Here is a 17586-nt window from a genome sequence, read left to right on the forward strand (position 1 = left end):
GTAGCTTAATGGAAGTAGATAATGAGAAAGTGTGTGTAGTGAATTTATTGTCTTCATTAATTAGGTATTCCATTGTAAAACTCACTGGCTATGTATATGAATATAAGGTGAGTAATATAACTGAATTAATATTTTTGTTTGTAAGCAAAAGTAAGAGAAACTAATAATTTAAAAGTTGATATTCAATTAGATTAGCACTTACAAATGGCTTACATCCCCTTACTGAACGAATATTTCATCATGGTATCTTTATTATATCCCCAACATGTTACTCTAATTTAATAATGGTATTACAATGAAAAAAATCTTAGTTGTTTCTTTAATGGCAGCATCACTAAATGTTGCACATGCGGCAAGTTCTGATTATTCAGGTCTTTACGTTGGTGCTGATTATGTTCAATCTGATATGCTAGATATTCTTGCAGTGACGAGTCTTTTAGGCCCTCAAACATCAAATACTGAGAGCACAGGTTACAGTGTTCAAGTTGGTTATACTTCGCGTTTAACTGAAAATCTGTATCTAAACTCTGAATTTTCTTATGCTGATCTTGGTAGTGCAAAAGTATCAGGTCAAGGTTTATTAGGTCCTTATACTGGTGAAGTATCAGCGACATCATATGGTGTGAATTTAATGCCTAAGTATCATTTTGGTGGTTTCTATGTTGGTGTTATTGGTGGGTTGAACAACCTGTCTGCTGATGTGGCAATTTCATCGACAAAGAGTTCTGTTGATGAGTGGAAACTATTAACGGGTGCTGAAATCGGTTATTCATTTCAACAAGTAGGTATTAATTTAGGTTACAAATCTATTGATGATATCTCAGCGGTTTATTTAGGTATGGATTACACATTCTAAGCTAAATTATTATTTTACCATTAACACTATGCCTTCTGAAATTTCAGAATATTACCTCTAATATTTGTGTTAATTAGTATTATTTATAAGTTTAAAGAGAGCCTCGGCTCTCTTTTTTATGTTTAGGGTAATATCAATCTAAATTCGATGACTTAGGAATGATGACGGTAAAGTTTGCTCCATTCATATCGCTGAGTGTGATATCTATCGCCCACTCTAATCGCGTGATTGCAGCATGAGTAATGGCTAATCCTAGTCCAAATCCACCAGTTTTACTGTTTCTGCTTTTATCTAATCGAGCAAACGGCATAAAGATTTCTTTTCGCTTTGATTCAGGAATTCCAGAACCATCATCTTCAACAGACAATTCAAGATGGGTATCATGATCAATTAAGCTTATTTTGACGGAAGTATGGGTATATTTAATGGCATTTTTAATTAAATTGTCGACCACTAGTCTTGCCATTGTACTATCACACCGAACAACAATATCCTCTGAAATTTGAGTTGAAACAGTAAGGTTATGATGAGGGTGAGCGGCAAGTCGTGATGGAATGAAAGTGCTTAGATTAAGGTTTGAACGATGAGTTTCATAGAAAGATGACTCCATCGAAGTCAGTTTAGATAACATAATAATACTGGTAGTCAGATTATTAATATCTTCAATATATAGATCAATGTCATCATGTAAAGCAGCCTCAGTGGGTTGGCTTTTCATGCGTAGAAGATCGTTCACCAATTGAATTCTACTGAGAGGGGTACGAACTTCATGTGGAATGGCTTGAGCAAAGATTTGGCTTTGGATAACACGGCTTTCAATCTCATTGGCCATTTTATTAAAGCTTTTTGCTAGATGGCCTACTGGTGCAGGAAGTTTTTCATTTGCTCTTTCTGCCAGCTTTCCATCCCCAAACTTCATTTGGACTTGCTGAAAATTGTAGGTTTGTTTTTGTAATTGTCGCAGTGGTAAGTAGATTGCTATACAAAGAACGAAAATAACACAACTGGTGAGGGCTAAAATAAAAAGAACCGTTGGGTTTTGGTACCAAGGAACATCATGAGAAAAGAACTCTGCATGCTCTCTAAATACAAAATGGTTATTCGTATTGGGAATAGGGAAGACGGCAATATATAAATTGTTATCGTTTAAGTAGACAGGAACCGAATCAATAGTAAATATTTTATCGCAGTTATCACAAGGCGATGAACCATCCCATTGAGACAGCAATTATATAAAAAGTTTCTTTCTGTGTAGTCTCTAATTCTTTATATAGTGAATTATCACTTCCTTTTTGTTCGATGTATTGTTCTAAAAAATAACGACCATCTCTTAAAAACATCTCAACATCGTACTTTCTAATGTAACTTTCACTAAAAATAAAAAAGAGATATAAGGTAGCAATTAATGAAACAGTAAGGCCAAAATATAGCCTCGTAAACATAGAAGGCAGGGATTTAAAGGGAAACAAGCATATATCCTTTATTGCGGATGGTTCGAATCAGGTTGTTTGGTGAGTGGTGTGAAATGAGTTTTTTTCGTAATCCTGACACTCGCATATCAATAGAGCGGTCATTGAAACCATAATCAATACCTCTGAACACTTTACAGCACTCTTCTCGAGTGACGACTTGACCGACATTGTCGATAAGTACATGTAATATTTCAAATTCAGCGCTAGTGAGTTGTAGGTCAGCTTGCTTATACCAGGCGGTTTGAGTTTGAGTATCTATAGTAATGTCTGCGCTTGGAGTTTCTGTTTGTACTGATTCAGCGGAAAGGCGAGAGCGTCTAAGTAAGGCTTCAATACGAGCGAGTAATACATGGCCTCGAATTGGTTTAGTAACGTAATCATCAGCCCCAAACTTAAATAAACTGACTTCACTCATTTCGTCATCAGAGGCGGTAAGAATTAAGATCATGCCATTATAAAATAATCTAGCTTCACGGCAAATATCAGCACCACTCATTCCCGGCAGCATAAGATCTAATAATATTAAATCAGGTTGATATTCTTTTATTGCATCGATTGCAGCTAAGCCATCTTCAACAATGTAAGAATGGTATTGCTCAGCTTCTAAATACATTTGGGTAAGGCGACCAATTTCAGGATCATCTTCAATAATAAGTATTTTACCTTTGCTCAAATGATTAACCTCGCCAATAAATTCCGGGCAATTATATATATTGAGTATAGAAAATAAAGTCCTTTTTTATTAGGGACTAATTTTTTAATAAACTATCATCCTGTATTTTGGCTCACATTTGAAATGAGTATATCAATATAAATGCCCTTACAAAACTTACAATTCAATTCTCGATTAAGATAATTAAACCTCTTAGTATGCACAGTATTAGCGGCAAAGCAGTTTGAGTTTAATTCGATTATTAAATAAAATATAAGGTTATCTATGCTTAATATAAAAAAATCGTTGTGTGTGTTGACGTTAATGTCTACTTCGATGATGGTTAATGCGAATGATGTTGTAAAAAATGATATAAGAGAAGAAGTTCAGACTTGGATTGATATTGAGGTTGCTCAAAAAAAGAGTACGATTCAAAAAATGGTTTTTTCGTGTGACTTCTATGTCGCGTCACCAAAGTTTAAAACTCCAGATGGTGGAACTACAGGTATTGGTGGTTATCTGTTTTATAAAAATGGTAATCAGTTAGATAGTTTAGTACAGCCAAGTAGCAATGAAACCATGCCTGCATTGCAGTCTTGTATTAAGCTTAACTTTACCGTAACCGATGAAGATGGCGCACAACTCTTGATGGAAGCAATTGAAAGTGTATTTGATCAAGATCAGATGTTTTCAGATTCCTTTGAAAAGCAGGTTAAGAGAACAACAAAAGGCTGGGAGTTAATAACAGGTGACTTCTTCGAAGATTTATCTGGTTATATTATCAAAACAGATAAAGCGGGTAAGATTACTCAAATACGATATTCGTTAAACCTGTAATTTTCTTGCAGCACATATGAATTTAAAAAGACATGAATAAAGTAAATTACGGAGAGCATATGATTCGATTGATAAGCGCTATTTTATTAGTGACCCCCTCTTTTTTCTCATTAGCTGACAGTAACATAGTAAATAACCTATCTTATGTTGGTATAGGTTATAAACAAGCTCGTTTGGATGCAGAAGCGATGTCACCATATTTGGATGGCAAGTATGTTAATGATGAAGCGAAATCTTATGGTGGTTTATATATAAATTTAGGCTTTAACGTCACAGAGCAGTTTTTTGTTGATGGTTATGCCGATTTTATAACTCGATTCAGTTCAGAAGTTGATACATGGCGAGTGGGTGGTGGCTACAATATCTTGGTACAAGATCGTGTTTCCTTTCCTGTTTCTTGTGGCATTGTTAATTATCGTGCAGACAGTGATTACTCTTCTTCTTTTAGTGACAATGCAGGGTATTGCAAAGCTGGAGTTAGAGGGCAAGTTGCTAGCCATTGGCTTATTGATGCTTCGTATCAGCATGAAGCGTTTGATGTGAGTAAAGATACGATTAATATTACTAATGTTTTTCAGTTCGGCAGTGTATTTGGTTTAGTCGCTGGTTTTGAATTCTCTGAGCGTAAAGAGAGTGAACGATCATTTAACCTTGGTGTTCAGTTCTCTATGTAGACTTATACTCACTTCGTCTATTCATAAATAAGATAACTCTTTTAAGTTAAGGGTTATCTTTTTTGCGTTTATAATTAAAGATGATTGTCTTAGTTGAGAATGTAAGCTTGAAAGCTGGTGACTAAGGTATTGAAAAACATCAAGCATAATGTAGACTGCGCGAGTATTACAATGAGGTGACTAAAAAGGTTGGTGTAAGTTAATAAAATGATGAACTCAAATGATGTAATGAGAAAGCAGGTTCTAAAAGGACTTTGTACTGGTTTAGCCATTGTTGCCCTTCCATTAGCGGTAGGTAATGCTTTTTATTTTGATAATAAGTCTTATCTATTGGCTTTCATTGAGTGTTTGTATTTTATTGTCGCCTTGTATTCTCTTTATGATATTCGTAATGATAAAAACATCGCTTTTCATACATATATTCATGTATTTATTATTACCTTCATTATGTTTTTTGGCGAAATAGCTAAGCCGATCGATGAAGGGGTATATATTTGGTCAACTGCCGCTCCAATTCTATTCTATTTACTGCTTGGTTGCTCTAATGCTTTTATCTATTCAATCTTGTTTTTATTTATTCAGATTGGTTCATTATTATTTGAAATTGCTTTGCATGATAAAAATCAATTCTTTGTATCTGTACTTAACTTTATTTGCACTTATTTAGTTATAACAGCGATTAGCCGTAAATTTGAAATAGAGAGAGAAGCTGCTCAAGATTATATTCAATATTTAGGTGCTTATGATCCGTTAACGGGGGCATTAAGTAGAAACTCTTTAATCAAAGAAATGAATGAACATAGTGAACGTTATAGCTCATTTGTGATGTTCAATATTGATGACTTTAGCCATTACACAAAAAAGTATGGCTATCAAGAAAGCGATAAGATGATTAAAGAGATGGTTGAGCGATTGTTTAATACAGTAGGCAAAGAATGCTTATATCACCTAGGCTCAGGTCGATTTGTGATGCTTATTTCTACGCATTATATGGCAGAAGCTAGCTATCATGAACACCAACAGATTAACGATGTGTTGACGTCTATTTCAACCCTCCCTTTCTTAATTAGAAACCAAAGTGAGTTTATGACACTCAGTGCTGGTATTACAGAAATTACTAGGTTTTCCACTATCGAATCTATCTGGTCTGATGCTGAAGACAATGCTACCTTAGCTCAACTCAATGGTGTTGGTTGCGTATTTAAAAACAATAAGTTGTTCATTAAATCTTAGTATTTTGGCTTAAATAAGTCACTACCGCACTATGATCAGAGCCTGAAAACTGAGGCAATACTTCACGCTTACAGATAAATAGCGATGGTTCCTCAGAATTTCTTATCCAAAAATGGTCAATGGCGATCCGTGCAAAAGTGGGGATAGGAATGCCTTTGATCTCTCTTGGCCAACTCTGAATAGGGGCTGTTTGGTATTCTTTGTAAGCGTGTTTAAAGCGTTGTGTGTTTGCAGATAAATTGAAATCACCAATAATTAAGGTATCAGCATAAGGGGGGTAATCTGCTAGGCGTTCTAAACTACCGATGAGTGCATTTCTTTCATGCCAAAGTTGCTTGGTTCTTGGTGATGGTGGGTGAGCGGTATATAAACTCACAGGACGATGTTCGCTGCTTTGCCATATACCGCTTATCATATAATGACCTGCTGGTGTGTTTTGTGCTCTTAAATTCAATGGCTGTTTACTGATGACCATTTGCCCGCTTGGATAGCCTAAACCAGGCGTTCCTCCAAATTGATATGGGTATTGTTCTATTAACTCCATAAGTCGATCACCATGCCACGGTGCTGTTTCTTGAAGTACCACAAGATCAATATCATTACTCTTTAAATAGTCTAAAAAAGGAGTGAGATCAGGGTTGGTGTAATACAGATTATATTGAACTATCACAAGAGGGTTGTGGCACTTTTGGTTTGAGTAATTCGCTTGTGGGGACTGATAGAACCAAGTAAAGAATAAGCTCAAAGCTAAGAAAGAATAAAAGTAATAGCGGCGCAATAATAAAACAATAAAAAGAAAGGCGTAACCAAAAGCAATGATACTTGGTATTCCTAAAATGTTTTCTAACCACCAAATAGCGGGTACATAAGAGAGTGAAATCCACAGCAGGCTAGGTAAAATCAATAGTGCAATCCAAAGTCCTTTTTTATGCATTTAATCTCCATTTACTACTTTTATGATCAAGACTGTTTAACTTGCCTTAGTTGTTTAGTATGGATGATAAATTAGAGAGTTGCGTAAATTATTCATTCAAATTAATAATGAAAAACAGTAAATCATAAGTTTATCTTCAGTGAATCTTAAGTTTGATATGTAACACTCGTCTCATTCTTAAGGAGCCTGAAGGTATGTTTGTGCTGTCCAATCTGATTTCAAAACTTAAAAACCAAAAAATAGCCATGAACATGGTGTCACTAATTACTTTGGTGTCATTGTATTTTGCCGTGGTATTTAATTACCCAATTAATGAAAAAATTTACCAACTTTCTCAAGGTAACGGTCTTTTTCTGTTTCTAACACCAGCGATTCTTACCTGTGCTTTTATTATTATTTTCTCAATAATTGCAGTGCCTTACTTGTTCAAAGGTATTGTGATTATTTTGACTCTCACCTCTTCGATGGCGTTTTATGCGGCATTGCAATACAACACCATGTTTGATTATGCGATGATCGAGAATATCTTTGAAACTAATGTCGGTGAAGCTTCATCCTATTTAAGCTCGGCATCTATAGGTTACTTTATTGTTTTTGGTGTACTTCCATCATTGTTTTTATTAAAAGTAAAAGTGATCCGCAATGCTTCATGGAGCAAAGAGTTATTTCATCGCGCAGCATTAATGAGTGTTGCGATTGTGGGTTTACTGCTGATTTCTGTGTTCTATTTTAAAGATTATGCCTCGATTGGCCGTAATAATTCGTATCTAAATAAAATGATTAACCCTGCTGATGCCTTCAATACGGTTAAGTACATTAATAATGAATATCTAACTGCACCTTTGGACTACATCACAATCGGTGAAGATGCAGAAGTTATTCCAGCGAAAAACGGTAAACCGACACTAATGGTCGTGTTAGTAGGTGAAACCGCACGTGCGCAAAACAGTGCTTATAATGGTTATGAAAGAGAGACCAATCCATACACTAAAGATCTTGGTTTGATTGCTTTTCAAAATGTCTCTTCATGCGGAACAGCAACAGCTCACTCTTTGCCATGTATGTTCTCTAATATGGTGCGTACTAATTACAATAGAGACCGTGCCAATAATCAAGATGATGTATTAGATGTGTTGACTCATGCGGGTGTTAAATCAGTATGGATTGATAATGACGGTGGTGATAAAGCGGTTGCCAAGAACATTGAAAAAGAGATGATTCCGGGTGACTCTTCTTCTGACTTATGCGACGGTTCAAGTTGTTATGATGAAGTATTATTGCAAGGTTTAGATGAGCGAATTCAAAATACGACGGGTGACCAGCTGTATGCACTGCATATGATAGGAAGTCATGGACCAACGTATTGGAAGCGTTATCCTGAGGATATGGCGGTATTTACCCCTGCATGTAATCGTAGTGATATTGAAAATTGCAGTGATGAAGAGATCACCAATGTGTATGACAATACCTTAGTTTATACCGATTACGTGATTGCGCAGATGATTGCAAAGCTAAAAACTTACTCTGATAAATATAACGTTGTGATGCTATACATTTCAGATCACGGTGAATCATTAGGTGAGAATGGGTTATATCTTCATGGTGCGCCTTATATGATTGCGCCAAAAGAACAAACTCACGTGCCTTTCTATATTTGGATGAGTGATGATTATGCAAACCAAAAAGGGATAGATAAAGCCAGTGTTATCAGTAAAGCGGCAGCGGGTGGTTATTCTCATGATAACTTGTTCCATACCTTACTGGGCTTATATGGCGTGAAGACTAGTGCTAAAGACAATAGCTTAGATATTATGGCGAACTAGTTACTTTTTAGTTCATCATATTAAGAAATGGGTTAATCATGAGAATGGTTAGCCCATTTTTGCTACTATGATTATATAAAATAATAAAGTGGTACAGAACAATGAAAATATTGCTAATAGAAGACTCTGAACATTTACGTCGTAGTTTAGTGGTGGGGCTGAGTAACCTTGGTTTTACCATTGATGAAACTGGTGACGGCTCAAAAGGGCTTTCGATGGCTATTACCAATGAGTATGACTTTATTATTTTGGATTTAATGCTTCCTAATGTTGATGGTATCACGCTATTAAAAAGCATTCGTAAAATGGGTAATGACGTAAAGGTGATTATCTTATCAGCAAAATCACAACCAGAGGACCGTGTTGAAGGTTTAATGTCAGGCGCTGATGATTATTTAGTTAAGCCGTTTTCGTTTGATGAACTGCATGCTCGTATCTTAACCGTAGCCCGTCGAGGGGTGGTTAAAAACAGCGATGATGATGTTCGATTAGGTGATTTTAAGCTCGATCTGGCAAAAAAAGAGTTAGAGTTCTCGAAACAGTTAATAGAGCTTACTAAAAATGAATATAAAATTATTGAATGCTTATTCCTATCAAAAAATCAGGTAATGACGACGGAAAATATCAGTGACTACGTTATTGGTTCATTTGATTCATTATCGAAAAATACCATTGAATCGCACCTCTCTTCTATTCGAAGAAAAGTCAAAGCGGCAGGTGGAGAATTGCCGATTAAGAACAAAAGAGGCTTTGGTTACTATTTGGAAAGACGCTCATGTACTCAATAAAAGATAGGTTAGTTAATGCGTTAACCGTGATCATTGGTATTATTTTATTAGTGGTTTTTTTATCTTTAGATTTTATTCTCGATGCATGGGTTGATCAGCAATTTGATGACGCTTTAGTTGAGAAATCAAATTACTTTAAATCTTTAGTTGAAGTGGAAAGTGATGGTATTGAGTTTGAATACCACAAAGGTTTTATGCCTCAGTTTGAGCGAAAAGAGGATGCGCAATATTTTCAAATTTGGTTAGGTGAGAGCACTTTTGCAAAGTCGAAATCTCTTAACTACTTTGATGATGTTGACCTTGATTATCAAGATGTCCCTACTCATGAGAGCCGTATTTTTGATATAAAACTTCCTGATGGCAGCATGGGTAAAGCTATTTCTTCGCGCTTTCAGCCACAGTTGTCATCTGATGTTGCTCCTACAGACGTTACTTATATTGAAACCATGTACCTAACATTGGCAATTTCTAATCAACGAGTGAGTAACATATTATTGATTGCTGATTTATCGTTGTTATTTGTGTTTATAACGGCAATTTTCGGGGTGAGATTTGTTGTAATTAAAGTTGTCGATAAAGAACTAGATTCACTTTATTTATTAAATAAAGAGATTTCAGAGCTTGATGAAAATGCGAAGAAGATAAAAAAGAACCCTAAAGAAAGTAAAGAAATAGCCCCTATTCGTAAAGAGCTAAATCGTTATATCGAATTGAACATTCAAGGTATGGCTAATGAAAAACGCCTTTCTTCCGATATTGCCCATGAGTTGAAAACGCCAATAGCAGAACTCATTAGTTTGAGTGAAATGAACATTCGTTTTCCTGATGATGTTCGCATTTCAGCTACTTACAAAGAAGATGTGCTATCGATTTCGAATAATATGAAAAATATAGTAAATCAATTAATGGCATTAAGCCAACGTGCATCAGGAAATTATGGGATTGAGAAGAAAGAAGTGGATGTTCGACTCTTGACTGAGGAGATTTGTGCAGAATTACAGTTTAAGCATCCTACAATGGGAGAGAGAGTTGCTTTCTCTTCATCATTAGCCTCTCCGATGATTCATGTTGACCGTTTTAGCTTGGAAACCGTGATTAAAAATTTATTGGATAACGCTCTTTTTTATAGTGTAGAAGAGTCCATTGTGTCTGCGAGCATTGAAAAAGAGGGTGATGGAAGCATTGTGATTAAGATTAAAAACATATCTTCTAATCCATTAACTCAAGATGATCTTAATAACATATTCAAAGCGTTATATCAGGTAGATAAATCAAGAACCCACACTGATAGGCATGGGTTGGGCTTAGCTATTGTAAAGAATATAGCTCAATTAAATGGTTATGATTTATCGGTTGATTATCAAGAGAGTAGAGAGATTACATTTACGGTTGTGATACCGCAGGCATAATGCCTGTTGAGATAGTCGTGCGATTACCTTTTATTTAATAAAAACAGCAATAAGTAACCATCAAAGTCATCAGGTAGTCAGGAAAGAAACCACTGATATTTTTGATTATTAAATATAACCACAAAGCTCTGAATAATCATAATTTATACACTATAATCGGGACGAACATAATAAAAATACTCTTTAATGGATAAAGGAAATACAGATGAAAAAGTGGTTGTTATTGCTAAATAGCCTAATACTTTCTTTTAGCGTTCATGCTGCAGATACATGGAAAGAGATAGAACAAAAGGCCAAAGGCCAAACCGTTTACTTTCATGCGTGGGGGGGAAGCCAAGAAATTAATAATTACCTTCGTTGGGCAGATAAAGAGCTACAGCGAAATTATGGTGTGACACTAAAACACGTAAAAGTGGGTGATATTGCAGAAAGTACGTCACGTTTATTAGCTGAAAAAACCGCAGGGAAAAACGACGGTGGCAGTGTCGATATGGTTTGGATTAATGGTGAAAACTTTAAATCCATGAAGAACAATCAACTGCTGTTTGGTCCATTTGTCAATCAGCTACCAAGCTGGGAGTTTGTGGATAAAACCTTACCTGTAGACAGTGACTTTTCTGAGCCGACGTTAGGCTTGGAAGCGCCGTGGGGTGTGGGTCAACTTGTATTTATTCACGACAAGCAGACATTAAGTAATCCGCCACAATCTTTTGCTGAATTGCTTAGTTACAGCAAGGCCTTTCCAAATAGAATTACTTATCCTAAGCCGCCAGAGTTCCATGGTACAAGTTTCTTAAAAGCATTATTGATTGAACTTACAAATAACAATCCTCAGTTAATGAAGCCAGTTGAGCAAGCAAACTTTGCCGAGATCACTCAGCCATTATGGATCTATTTGGATGAGTTGCATCAAACTGCGTGGCGTAAAGGGAAGCAGTTTCCATCAGGTACAGCGCAATCACTACAGCTATTAGATGACGGTCAAATTGATCTTGCGGTTACGTTTAACCCAAATGAAGTCTTTTCTGCACAAGCAAGTGGTAAGTTAGCCGACACCACAGAAGCTTATGCCATGGAAGCCGGTGCGTTATCAAATATTCACTTTCTCGCTATTCCGTGGAATGCATCAGCAAAAGAGGGCGCTCAAGTCGCAATTAACTTTTTATTGAGTCCTGAAGCTCAGTCTCGTAAAGGTGATTTAAGTGTTTGGGGTGACCCATCTGTGCTGTCGTCACAGTATTTAACGGGCTCAGCGAAGAATACGAAGCTATTTAAATCATTAGCTGAGCCGCACCCAAGCTGGCAGGTGGCATTAGAGAAAGAGTGGCTAGTTCGTTATGGCAAATAAAATATAGCTACGTAAAAAAAGGCAGAGGGAGTGATTGTTTATACTTAATTATCCCTCCCTTTTTTATAAAATAAGTTATTGATGAATCTTAAAAATGTGACGCAAAAGTCAATGAAAGATCTATAGACTCATATTGCTTGTAGGCATTTTAATTTAGAGCGCAATTCAAAGTGCCATGTGAGTTGAAAGATAAAGACTTACCGTGCGGCAAGGTAGAGGAATAGTTGAATTTTATGAACCGTTTATTTGAGCAGATTTTAAAAAAATATCGAATAAGAAGTGGAATTACTCAAGAGTTCATGGTCGATTTATTAAGTAATAACTCTCCTAAGTTACATAAACTAGATAATGTGACTTTTAGCCGCTGGGAGAGGGGGATAACGATACCTCCATTTCGAAAACAAATTGAAGTATATCAATTGCTTGAAGTTGATCCTATCGATGAACTTATTGAATTAGGTATTGAATTGCCAGTAATTGATAGCAATGAATATTTTGTAACCGATCAGTATATGGGATCTATTGATGAGTTTTCGTTATATCTACTTGATCGAAATAATATTTCAGACATAGATTTATTTCTCAGTGATATTCAAATTATCGTAACAAATGATTTGTATTTAAAACGACTTATAGAGGCATTTCAGATAACAGAAATGAAAGCGTTTATTTCGATGCTAATTGAATGCTTTAATACGCAAATTTATTTGTGCAAATATGGAACAAGATTGATAGCTCATTCTATTACACTTTATGTTACTTCTGATTTCATGGTAGATGTTATGGGTGACAATATCGATATATTAAATATGAAATCGTATTCAGGAAGTCACCCATTTGCTATCTCGTTTCATAGTTCAACTTTGCCGACTTTAGAATTTATTCTTGGAAATATATTAAATGAATTCATGAGCATACCAACTCTTGATGTGAAGTTATACTTATCCTCAATAGAAAAAAATACACATAAGCTCTTTACAAAGTTAAAGGCGAAAGTTAAGTACAATGAACCTTATAATAGAGAAAACCAAAAAACGTCAGAGCTCTCTAAGATTGATGTAAGTATTTCAAAAGAAGCAATGTATCTGATTACTACGTTTAGAAGGAAGTATCATGAAGAATAAAATAAATGTGATTTTGGTGGATGATATTAAATTTTCAAGGAAGGTCATTTCTTTCATAATAAACAAAAATTTTGGTGATAAAGTTAATATATTAGATGCGAATAATAGCAATGACGTGCAGAGCATTCTTAATAAAAACATTACAATTAATGGCATAATTTCTGACATTATGATGCCTAATGGTGATGGGTTAGAGTTAATACATATGTTATCTGGACATAATCATAAAATACCTATGATTATTGTGTCGTCAGTCAACAAAAAAAATATTGAGAAAGCGCTGAACAAGGCAGAATCCAGTGGTGTTAATATTCTTAATGCCTTTAAAAAACCAATCCTTGCTGAAGACATCGTTATATCTATTGAGAGCTTTATGCAGCAGGAGGTTAATAACCAGCAGGTTGATTATTATGTATAGCCACCTTAGAGCATTTAATGCTGAAGACTTTGCGGTGGGAACAAGTACTATTAATGGTACAGATGATGCTCAGTTCTTTAAAGTAATGCTTAAAGAGCAGCTTGAACATGAGATAAGAGGTATCGATAAAGAGGGAATAAAAGAAACGATTCATGCTATTAAAGGTATATCCAGCTATGGTGGCTTGAACCGATTGTATGAAATATGCAATAAATTAGAGCATTATCATCAAGTAATTAGAGTGAATTCTCTGAAAGTAATGCTAGAAAAAGAATATATGAAAATTGTAAACAACAAAGATTTTATGAATTAATATTCCCAGTCCCAGTCCCAGTCCCAGTCCCAGTCCCAGTCCCAGTCCTAGCTCCATCAAATCAAAACAAGCGTTGCTTCCCCTTTTTTATAAACCTCTATTTGTGATTTTTATGTTTTCTCTATGGAATAAGTTGATGATATTTTAATTATCAGTATCTCACATTTGAGATTCATTATTTTTGGAGGTAATATGTTTAATTTTCAATAGCTTGTAGTGATATAGGCATTTTATTTTTTTTTGAAAATGAAAATGCCTTATTCATGTTGGCGATGGATTATTATTCTAATTTCCAGTTTCTTGATGAGCCTAAATAAATAGGGCCATCATTAAATATAAACATCAGAGAATACAATAAAATCGATTATTCTTTGTCTAAAAAATTAATAATAAGGTATAAACATGCTAACTAAGCTTGTAGTTAAGTCTCAAATCGCATTCGAAAATTTTAAAAATGACCAACGTGGTGTTACAGCTATTGAATACGCAATTATCGGTGTATCAATCTCTGCTATCGTTTTATTAATGTTCAACGGTACTTTAAAAGATGCTTTAGTCGGTGCAATGACGACTGTTTCAGATAATATCTCAACTGCAAATATTAAAGAATAATAATTACTAATGATGAGTAATTTGTTATTTAAATGGTGGCTTTTATTAGCCACCATTTCTTGTTTTATTTGTTATAAAGATATATCAGTTCGAGTTATTTCAAATCGAATGTGCATGATGGTTTTAGCATTATGTTGTGTTATTTGTATTCTTATTAATAACTACAATGCAGTTCAATATTCGATTCTTATATTTATTATTGGCTTTATTCTGTTCTTAATGAACATTATAGCAGCGGGTGATATTAAACTTGCATCTGCTTTTGCTGTTGCAGTAAATCCAAAGTACCAATTATTAGTGATTACTATTATTTTATTGCTTGGTGGTGTTATTGCCTTTAGTCAATTGCTTTGGGGGAAATATCGAAGTAATGAAAATCTAAACGGCGTACCTTACGGAGTCCCTATTTGTGTTGGCTACCTATTTGGTATCGCAGCATCAATTTGAGGTGAATAATGAAAACTAAATTAATAATTTTACTAGCTGTCGTAACCATATTTTTTGGCCTATACGGTTTAGTAAATAGCTTATCCCTATCTCCCCCTCCTCTTAAAGAGATTATGCCTAATAAAGTGGTAAAGCTTAAGCTTTGGCGACTTAAAAAAGATGTAGTTTCAGGTGAGGAAATTGACCAACGCACATTAGCATTAGGTCTTGTTTCTGAGTCTAAAGCAAATGAACTTGGCTTTGATGAAAATGTATCAATTGACACCAAACCAGGAGTCGTCTTCAGAAATGCCCTTTCTGAAGGGAGCTACATATCAATGAATGATGTAATTACACCCGATCAAGATGGTTACATTAATTATGTTATTGCCCCAGAACGAATTCCTTTTCCTATTTCTGTAGATCCTTCTTCTGTTATTGGCGGTGTGATCAGTGCGAACTCTTTTGTTGATATTTTGGCCTTGGCATCTCCTCAACAAAGTAAATACAACTCTAAAAACTCCTTGAGACAAGGCGTATCTATAACACCAATTTTTAATCGAGTTAAGGTGCTACAAGTTAAAGAGTCAGTGTTAGAAAATTCACGAGATTCAGACCAAACTCAAACGGTGACTTTAATTCTTGAATTGACCCGAGAACAAGCTGCCAAAATGATCGTGGCAAAAAAGATTGCTGATATCGAAGTGTATAAATCTGTTGGTGATTATGATCCTAGCGAGTTACATGCGGATGCCGGAGATATTCTATCCGACTTTAATGCTATCACTGAATATCGTGCAAATGATGTGACGATTAAATAGGACAAATGATATGTGGATTAAATGCTACAAAATAATTGCGGTGATAGGTCTACTTAGCTTGTCCTTTATGAGCTTTGCTGCGGGCATATTGAATCTATCAGAAGGCGATGCAGAAACGATCACTGTACAACAAGATATTTCCTCTGTTTTTTTATCAGATCCAAAAATTGCAGATTATCAAGTTATTGATAAACGAAAAGTAGTGATCTACGGAAAAAAAATGGGCAATAGCTCAGCGCTTATCTTCGGAGAGAATGGTAATACATTAGCAAGTAAAAAAATCATTGTTAATAAAAGCTTAAGTACTATTCAGCAATATATTTCGGTTAAATATCCTGGCAGTGATGTTGATATTTTAAATGTTGGCGAGCAAGTAGTATTAAGCGGAACTGCACCAACAGAGCAAGAAAAAGATGACATTAACGATGTTGTTGGTCAACTATTAAAAAAAGAGAGTTCAGACTTTACGTTTGAGCAGCATATGGAAGACGATGATTATGAAATGCAATTTATGGAACGTCATCGTTATGATGGAATTTTAAATAATATTGAAGTAACAACAACCAAACAAGTTAACGTTAAAATTTCAATTGCGGAAGTTTCGCAATCATTTTTAGAACAAGTAGGCATCCAATATGGTACTGCAGGAGGTGGCGCAGGCGTATTTGTACAGCCATTAACTAACTTTAGTTCATCCGATATAATGTCAGTGATTACCGCAATCGGTAATGATTCAGTGGGACAAATATTAGCGGAACCTAACCTATCTGTTATTTCTGGCGAAAGTGCGAGTTTTTTAGTTGGTGGTGAATTACCTGTTGTTACCACGATTGATAATACCCCAAGTGTTAGTTACAAAGAATTTGGTGTTCGATTGGAATTAATGGCCAAGGTAAAAAAAGATGACAAGATCACGTTATCATTAGTTCCTGAAGTCAGTTCTTTAGATACTCAATATGCAAATGATAATTATAATTTACCCGCATTAAAAACTCGTCGAGCACGTACTACCGTAGAACTCGGTGATGGTCAGAGCTTTGTGTTAGGTGGTTTGTTGAACTCTGAAGATAAGGAAGATCTGCAAAAAATTCCTTTAATTGGTGATATTCCTATTCTTGGGGCTCTGTTCCGTAATTCTAAAACCCAGAGAAATAAAACAGAGTTGATCATTGTGGCCACTGTCAACTTAGTTCAACCAATTCATCCATCTCAAGTACAACTACCAATGATGAGAAAAACAACCACATTAAGCCGATTTTTTGGTTTAGAAAGTTCTTATTCTAAAGCCAGTGATAAATGGGCTACTGAGTTATTAGCAACTGGAGGATTTGAAAAATGATCAATTGGAAGGCGTTAATATTCTTACCTATCTTATTTATGTGTGGTTGTGCCGATCAAGTGAGTGAGCGTCACGGTACAGATATCGATGTATTTCCCGTAACTTTCTCTATTCAATTGGTGAAATCAAATAAGGCAGAAGCAAAACTATCGGCATTTATTGATATACATGAAAGTGAAATGAAAAATCATGGTGTAGATATTCAATGGTTTAATAATAAAGGTAAAAAATGGGCAAATGAACTTGATAAAGAGCTTATTTCGAGTGGCATAGATAAAAAAGTCATTGTGATTCATCAAGGTAAGAAAGCAACCTCTCACTTTGATATGAAGGTGTCATTCATTGCTCCTAAAGTGGTTGTTTCACATTGCGAATATGCAACACATTACAACATCGGAACCAAGACCGATGGTTGCTTTACTGACAATGCACGTTGGTCTTCAATGGTTAACCCACAAAAAATGCTGCTAGATACCACTAATTTAGTCCCAAAGGTTGGTGAGTAAT

General features: G+C 35.3%; 19 protein-coding genes. 16 read left to right on the forward strand and 3 right to left on the reverse strand.

The features are described 5' to 3' along the window. Positions 1–295 precede the first annotated feature (295 nt). A complete protein-coding gene (locus PVK71_RS18450; protein WP_274420561.1) occupies positions 296–856 on the forward strand; it encodes an outer membrane beta-barrel protein in 561 nt (186 codons plus the stop codon). Between the two features lie 133 nt (positions 857–989). Here the strand turns inward: PVK71_RS18450 and PVK71_RS18455 are convergent, their stop codons facing one another. Both PVK71_RS18455 and PVK71_RS18460 read right to left on the reverse strand, forming a co-directional pair. Beyond that, positions 990–2084, reverse strand: a complete 1095-nt coding sequence (locus PVK71_RS18455) for an ATP-binding protein (RefSeq protein ID WP_274420563.1) — start codon at positions 2082–2084, stop codon at positions 990–992. A 227-nt stretch (positions 2085–2311) separates the two neighbouring features. Continuing rightward, positions 2312–3001, reverse strand: coding sequence for a response regulator transcription factor (locus tag PVK71_RS18460; RefSeq protein WP_274420565.1), 690 nt, complete (start codon positions 2999–3001; stop codon positions 2312–2314). A 264-nt stretch (positions 3002–3265) separates the two neighbouring features. On the opposite strand from PVK71_RS18460, the gene PVK71_RS18465 reads away from it, so the two are divergent. From PVK71_RS18465 to PVK71_RS18475, 3 genes are all read left to right on the forward strand, one after another. After that, a complete protein-coding gene (locus PVK71_RS18465) occupies positions 3266–3817 on the forward strand; it encodes a hypothetical protein (RefSeq protein WP_274420567.1) in 552 nt (183 codons plus the stop codon). Between the two features lie 59 nt (positions 3818–3876). Then, on the forward strand, positions 3877–4491 hold the full coding sequence (locus tag PVK71_RS18470) for a hypothetical protein (RefSeq protein ID WP_274420569.1): 615 nt from the start codon (positions 3877–3879) through the stop codon (positions 4489–4491). Between the two features lie 207 nt (positions 4492–4698). Beyond that, a complete protein-coding gene (locus PVK71_RS18475; protein ID WP_274420571.1) occupies positions 4699–5724 on the forward strand; it encodes a GGDEF domain-containing protein in 1026 nt (341 codons plus the stop codon). On the opposite strand, the gene PVK71_RS18480 is transcribed toward PVK71_RS18475, so the two are convergent. Continuing rightward, on the reverse strand, positions 5714–6658 hold the full coding sequence (locus PVK71_RS18480) for an endonuclease/exonuclease/phosphatase family protein (protein ID WP_274420573.1): 945 nt from the start codon (positions 6656–6658) through the stop codon (positions 5714–5716). The two genes, PVK71_RS18475 and PVK71_RS18480, sit on opposite strands and share 11 nt — an antisense overlap. A 194-nt stretch (positions 6659–6852) precedes the next feature. Between PVK71_RS18480 and PVK71_RS18485 the strand changes: the two genes are divergently transcribed. The 12 genes from PVK71_RS18485 to PVK71_RS18540 all read left to right on the forward strand — a co-directional run bounded on the left by PVK71_RS18485 (position 6853) and on the right by PVK71_RS18540 (position 17585). Next, entirely contained in the window at positions 6853–8481 is a 1629-nt protein-coding gene (locus tag PVK71_RS18485) for a phosphoethanolamine transferase (RefSeq protein ID WP_274420575.1), read from the forward strand. Positions 8482–8582: 101 nt separating this feature from the next. Further along, the gene (locus tag PVK71_RS18490; RefSeq protein ID WP_274420577.1) at positions 8583–9269 is read left to right on the forward strand and encodes a response regulator transcription factor; all 687 of its coding nucleotides are present in this window, start codon (positions 8583–8585) and stop codon (positions 9267–9269) included. After that, on the forward strand, positions 9257–10678 hold the full coding sequence (locus tag PVK71_RS18495; RefSeq protein ID WP_274420580.1) for a sensor histidine kinase: 1422 nt from the start codon (positions 9257–9259) through the stop codon (positions 10676–10678). Before PVK71_RS18490 ends, PVK71_RS18495 begins: the two co-directional genes overlap by 13 nt. A gap of 205 nt (positions 10679–10883) precedes the next feature. Then, positions 10884–12026 carry an ABC transporter substrate-binding protein gene (locus tag PVK71_RS18500; protein ID WP_274420582.1) on the forward strand — a complete coding sequence of 381 codons (1143 nt, stop codon included), beginning with the start codon at positions 10884–10886 and terminating at the stop codon, positions 12024–12026. Between the two features lie 233 nt (positions 12027–12259). Continuing rightward, positions 12260–13150: a transcriptional regulator gene (locus tag PVK71_RS18505; protein ID WP_274420584.1), complete on the forward strand. Its 891-nt coding sequence runs from the start codon at positions 12260–12262 to the stop codon at positions 13148–13150. Further along, a complete protein-coding gene (locus PVK71_RS18510; protein ID WP_274420586.1) occupies positions 13140–13568 on the forward strand; it encodes a response regulator transcription factor in 429 nt (142 codons plus the stop codon). Before PVK71_RS18505 ends, PVK71_RS18510 begins: the two co-directional genes overlap by 11 nt. Next, complete coding sequence (locus tag PVK71_RS18515; RefSeq protein WP_274420587.1) at positions 13561–13881, forward strand: Hpt domain-containing protein; 321 nt, start codon at positions 13561–13563, stop codon at positions 13879–13881. The genes PVK71_RS18510 and PVK71_RS18515 overlap by 8 nt, the downstream gene beginning before the upstream one ends. A 402-nt stretch (positions 13882–14283) precedes the next feature. Beyond that, entirely contained in the window at positions 14284–14493 is a 210-nt protein-coding gene (locus tag PVK71_RS18520) for a Flp family type IVb pilin (protein ID WP_274420589.1), read from the forward strand. 9 nt (positions 14494–14502) lie between these two features. After that, on the forward strand, positions 14503–14940 hold the full coding sequence (locus tag PVK71_RS18525; protein WP_274421886.1) for an A24 family peptidase: 438 nt from the start codon (positions 14503–14505) through the stop codon (positions 14938–14940). Between the two features lie 8 nt (positions 14941–14948). After that, positions 14949–15740, forward strand: a complete 792-nt coding sequence (gene cpaB, locus PVK71_RS18530) for a Flp pilus assembly protein CpaB (RefSeq protein WP_274420591.1) — start codon at positions 14949–14951, stop codon at positions 15738–15740. Between the two features lie 10 nt (positions 15741–15750). Next, positions 15751–17079, forward strand: a complete 1329-nt coding sequence (locus tag PVK71_RS18535; RefSeq protein WP_274420593.1) for a type II and III secretion system protein family protein — start codon at positions 15751–15753, stop codon at positions 17077–17079. Next, a complete protein-coding gene (locus PVK71_RS18540) occupies positions 17076–17585 on the forward strand; it encodes a hypothetical protein (RefSeq protein WP_274420595.1) in 510 nt (169 codons plus the stop codon). The genes PVK71_RS18535 and PVK71_RS18540 overlap by 4 nt, the downstream gene beginning before the upstream one ends. Position 17586 lies beyond the last annotated feature (1 nt).

Source organism: Aliivibrio sp. S4MY1, from assembly GCF_028765545.1.
In the GTDB taxonomy this organism is placed as follows: domain Bacteria; phylum Pseudomonadota; class Gammaproteobacteria; order Enterobacterales; family Vibrionaceae; genus Aliivibrio.

Bases quoted from the DNA above. Each gene is read 5' to 3' on its own strand.
- PVK71_RS18475 (WP_274420571.1), top strand. From the start codon at position 4,699: ATGATGAACTCAAATGATGTAATGAGAAAGCAGGTTCTAAAAGGACTT.
- PVK71_RS18485 (WP_274420575.1), top strand. From the start codon at position 6,853: ATGTTTGTGCTGTCCAATCTGATTTCAAAACTTAAAAACCAAAAAATA.
- PVK71_RS18535 (WP_274420593.1), top strand. From the start codon at position 15,751: ATGTGGATTAAATGCTACAAAATAATTGCGGTGATAGGTCTACTTAGC.
- PVK71_RS18500 (WP_274420582.1), top strand. From the start codon at position 10,884: ATGAAAAAGTGGTTGTTATTGCTAAATAGCCTAATACTTTCTTTTAGC.
- cpaB (WP_274420591.1), top strand. From the start codon at position 14,949: ATGAAAACTAAATTAATAATTTTACTAGCTGTCGTAACCATATTTTTT.
- PVK71_RS18510 (WP_274420586.1), top strand. From the start codon at position 13,140: ATGAAGAATAAAATAAATGTGATTTTGGTGGATGATATTAAATTTTCA.
- PVK71_RS18525 (WP_274421886.1), top strand. From the start codon at position 14,503: ATGATGAGTAATTTGTTATTTAAATGGTGGCTTTTATTAGCCACCATT.
- PVK71_RS18480 (WP_274420573.1), bottom strand. From the start codon at position 6,658: ATGCATAAAAAAGGACTTTGGATTGCACTATTGATTTTACCTAGCCTG.
- PVK71_RS18505 (WP_274420584.1), top strand. From the start codon at position 12,260: ATGAACCGTTTATTTGAGCAGATTTTAAAAAAATATCGAATAAGAAGT.
- PVK71_RS18450 (WP_274420561.1), top strand. From the start codon at position 296: ATGAAAAAAATCTTAGTTGTTTCTTTAATGGCAGCATCACTAAATGTT.
- PVK71_RS18520 (WP_274420589.1), top strand. From the start codon at position 14,284: ATGCTAACTAAGCTTGTAGTTAAGTCTCAAATCGCATTCGAAAATTTT.
- PVK71_RS18540 (WP_274420595.1), top strand. From the start codon at position 17,076: ATGATCAATTGGAAGGCGTTAATATTCTTACCTATCTTATTTATGTGT.
- PVK71_RS18490 (WP_274420577.1), top strand. From the start codon at position 8,583: ATGAAAATATTGCTAATAGAAGACTCTGAACATTTACGTCGTAGTTTA.
- PVK71_RS18465 (WP_274420567.1), top strand. From the start codon at position 3,266: ATGCTTAATATAAAAAAATCGTTGTGTGTGTTGACGTTAATGTCTACT.
- PVK71_RS18470 (WP_274420569.1), top strand. From the start codon at position 3,877: ATGATTCGATTGATAAGCGCTATTTTATTAGTGACCCCCTCTTTTTTC.
- PVK71_RS18495 (WP_274420580.1), top strand. From the start codon at position 9,257: ATGTACTCAATAAAAGATAGGTTAGTTAATGCGTTAACCGTGATCATT.
- PVK71_RS18515 (WP_274420587.1), top strand. From the start codon at position 13,561: ATGTATAGCCACCTTAGAGCATTTAATGCTGAAGACTTTGCGGTGGGA.